Origin of the sequence: Gemmatimonas sp., from assembly GCF_044345575.1 — a bacterium.
Classification (GTDB): Bacteria; Gemmatimonadota; Gemmatimonadetes; order Gemmatimonadales; family Gemmatimonadaceae; genus Gemmatimonas.
The window spans coordinates 1-3,748 of sequence record NZ_JBIJAW010000313.1 but is presented as its reverse complement, the minus strand read 5'-3'; the positions used below and the strand labels follow the sequence as shown (position 1 = coordinate 3,748).

Annotated in this window: 2 protein-coding genes; both read right to left on the bottom strand. The window is 67.7% G+C overall.

Going from position 1 to position 3,748, the window contains the following annotated elements; translation table 11 throughout:
• Positions 1-856: porin (locus tag ACIQ6O_RS14245; protein WP_396208446.1), on the bottom strand; the 856-nt coding region annotated here is incomplete at its 3' end.
• 48 nt (positions 857-904) lie between these two features.
• Positions 905-3,748 (bottom strand): hypothetical protein (locus tag ACIQ6O_RS14240; protein WP_396208445.1); only part of this gene is annotated, 2,844 nt, incomplete at its 5' end.

Below are 3,748 nucleotides of genomic sequence, written 5' to 3'. Positions count from 1 at the left end.
TTCCCGCGGCGCGTGCCGTGCCGGCAGAGGTGCCGTCATCGGCAAAGACCAGAATCGGTTGCTGGGCCACAGACAGCACCCGCGAGAGCGCTGGGGCGTCCACCGTGCCGCGTTCACTGCCTACGAGGAGCCCGCTCTGGATTTCGAGATAGCGGCCCTGTCGTTCACGCACCTGCGACACGCGCAGCAACAGGTCGTGACCAACGCCGGCCACGGCAGCCACGTCACCGTCGGTATCCACCGCCGTCACATCACTCCCGATGGGCGTGCGAAACCCGCCGGCCGCCACGCGCCACGCGCTGTGCTGCAGCAGTACTTGGGCGCCGAAGCTGCGGCTCGGCATGAGTGAATTGACGAGGCCACGCTCCGGAGCAAGCAACGTGGCCGATGACTGCATGCGCTCCGTGCCGAACGCCGGACGGAACCGGCCCGCCCGCGCGACCAACCCCTTCCGCTGAAACCCCACGAAAGCATCCTGCACCTGCACCCGCCCCTGACCGAAGTCGGGCTGCAGGCGCAGGTGCCAGCCATCGGCGCGGGCCGCATCGAACACCAGGCGCGCGCGCCGCAGCAACAGGCCATCAGGTGCCCGCGTGGCGGTGCCGGACATCCAACGACCGTCCACCTGCAGGTACCCGCCGAGCGTCAGGCGCATCTCCTGCCCCGACGACAAGAGCATGTTCCCTCGCTCGTCGTCGGTGCGCCCGTCGTTGACCGGCGGCAAACTCGCCGTCTGCGCGTGCAACATCGCCGCGGGCACCAAGGTGGGCACCGGAAGCATCGCCGTGGCGAGTATCACTGTGGCGAAGCCCACTGGCCCGCCCAGTCGCCGGTGGCCACGGCGATCGACCGTCATGAACCGCTGGGAGACTGGGACAGAGAGATCAGCACGTGTGAATGTACCTCACCAGCCTGGCGCCACATTCAGCCCGAATACGCTCCCGCCCCGCTGTAGGGGACGGGCATGGAAGATTTCGAGGATGACCGACCCGGCGCTGATCCGTAGACTCGTGCCGGCCGATACCACTGGCCGCCGGATTGCCTCAACGGGGGCCGAAAGCGGCCGCGGTTGCACAGCAAGCGATTGGCCGGCGTTCCACGCCAATCCGGCATCGACGAACGGTGCGAGTTCGATGCCCAGCGCGCCGCCGCCGAGTCGGGTCAGGGGGAGGCGATACTCGGCGCTGCCGACCAGCATGCGGCTGCCGAGCAGTCGACCGAACGCGTCGCAACGGTCCGCGGCCGGTACGCGCAGACACTCACGATTTGCGATCGACTCCGCCGTGTAGCCGCGCACGAGCGTGCCCGCCCCGAGAAAGATCGGCGCCAGCAACCCGAGCTCGGCGTCGCGCCCGTACCGTCCCACGTGCATGCCGCGTAGCGCGAGCGAGCCGCGCCATGCGGGTTGGTACCAACGACCGTCGAGTGTCACACCCGTGAACGTGGTGCGCCCCGTGGTCTGCGTCATCTCCACGCGATATCGCCACCCGACGAGCGGCGACGTGGCGCCGAACACCGTGTTGTCACCCACGAAGGCCGCACTCCATTCGGCGTACTGCAACGGCTCGCCCGCACTGCCACTTAAACGCCGCCGGTCGAGGACCTGCCCGTTTCCTTCTCGCACCACCTGGCGCACCACGTCGAAATCCTGGGTGACCCGATTGCCGATCGCCGAAAACTCGAATCGGCGCGTACGACTGAATGGGTACTGAGCACCGACGGTGGCCTGGTGGAGCAGCGTGCGCGACACGCCGCTTTCGATCACCGTTACGTCCACCATGTTGCCGGCCGCATCACGCACGCGCGTACGCCCGGCCACGCTGGATGCCGTGGTAAACGGCGTTCGGCCGAGCGAGGCAAAGACGTTCCAGCGCGACACCGCGTTGAGGTAGAAGAGCTGACCGCCCACATCCTGCACGCGCCCCTGCGCCTGCAGGGCCACGCCGACGCGCCGTCGAGCCAGCAGATCGCCCCAGAATACGCTCACGCCGCCCCCCACCGCGGCGCCGTTGGTACCGGCAGACACACCGGCCGACGGGATGCCCACACCTTCCAACGCAAACCGCGCACGGTAGCGAGAGACGAACGGCGCACCGGCCGTGGGGCCTGGCAGCCCGGTGGCACCATCGGCGAGCATCGCATCCACCAACGGTGCCGGCGACGTGCTGGGGGGAAGGATTCCACCCGGCTCCTGAAGCGCCGGCTCGGTGGCGAGTACCTCGTCCGCACTCAGCCGCTGGTAGCTTTCCACCCGGCTGCGGTCCAGCTGCACGAGTTGGTAACCGTCCCGATCGAATACGGTGACCACCACCGCGTTGGTCGCGGTACTCACGGTGAGAGCCGGCGATCGCGTGGTGATGCCACTGATGCCGGTTTGCACCCGCGTGAGCTGATCGAAGACACCGCGCGCCAGATCGAGCCGGAACACGTCGGCCACGCCGTCCGAGTCGCCGATGAAGAACAGCGACCGGCTGTCGGCGCTCCACTGCGGATTGATCATGCGCGCGCCGGCACCAAGATCCGGGACCGCGCGCACCCGTCCACCGACCGGATCGATGAGCGCCAAACGCAGGCTTCCATAGGCGAGGGAACCCAGGTCCGTCTCGCCGTGACGATCGGTGGCAATCGCGATGTAGCGACCGTTCGGTGCCCACGCTGGGTGCAGCTCGGTGAACCCGTCGTTCGTGAGCTGCTGCACCCGGCCCTCTTCGATGTCGTACAGGAACAGGTCGCCTTGCCCATTACGCGTGCCGGCGATGGCCAGCTGGCGGCCGTCCGGCGACCAGGAGAGGGCACTGATCGACTGTACACCGGGGACGCGTATGCGCGAGCGCAGTGAACCGGTGGTCACATCCATGATGGCGAGCTCGGAGTCGCCTCGACGCACCACGACCTGCGCGTACTGCCGGGAGTCGGGCGACCAACCGCCCGAGGCGTACAAGAACGCAATCGCATCGGTGTGCCCGTCACGCGCCAGCGCGCCGAGGGACCGCACGTCCCGTTGCGTTCGCATGTCGCGCAGCCGCACATCCACCCGACCGAACGCATCACGGCCGATGTACGTGAGCCACGCGCCATCAGGACTCAGTTGTGGATTGAGCGAGAAGCCGCCGTCGCGTGCCCGCGGTGTGAGCGGCACCCCGAGCGCCGACGCCGGCTCGCGCTGCGCGAGGAGGCCGAAATACGCCACCGAGATATGGGTGTGCCAATCGTCTTCGATGACCTCGACCGGGACACCGAGGGTGCGCTGCAATGCCCCCCGCACGCCCAGCACGAGCGCATTGCGATAGAGCGGCGCCAGGACATCGTCGCCAAACCGTCCACCGATATACGCCCAGAAGGCGTGCCCGTAGCGGTACGGAAACAGGCGCGGATTGGTGGTCAGCTCGTCCACGCTGGGCAGCGAGTCGGCCAGCAACGCCGAACGCAGCCACATGGCCGTGTTGGGATCGTCGCTACCGAGCGAGACATACTCTGCCATCCCCTCCACGAACCAGAGCGGCAGGTCGAGCATGCCATTCTGTCCGCGGGTCCCGCGGGCCATGTCGAACTGGAACAGGTGTGCCACCTCGTGGCCGAGCACGTGATCGTTCTCGGCGCCAACACCGGTAAGGGGCATGACGAGCCGGTCGCGCAGCGATTCGGCGAAGGCACGCGTGCCCTCACTGAGTGGTGTGCCACTCAGCGTCGTTTGCTGAAAGTCCGGGTGATTGGTGTACAGGACGAGCGGCTTGCGTTCGGCGAACGT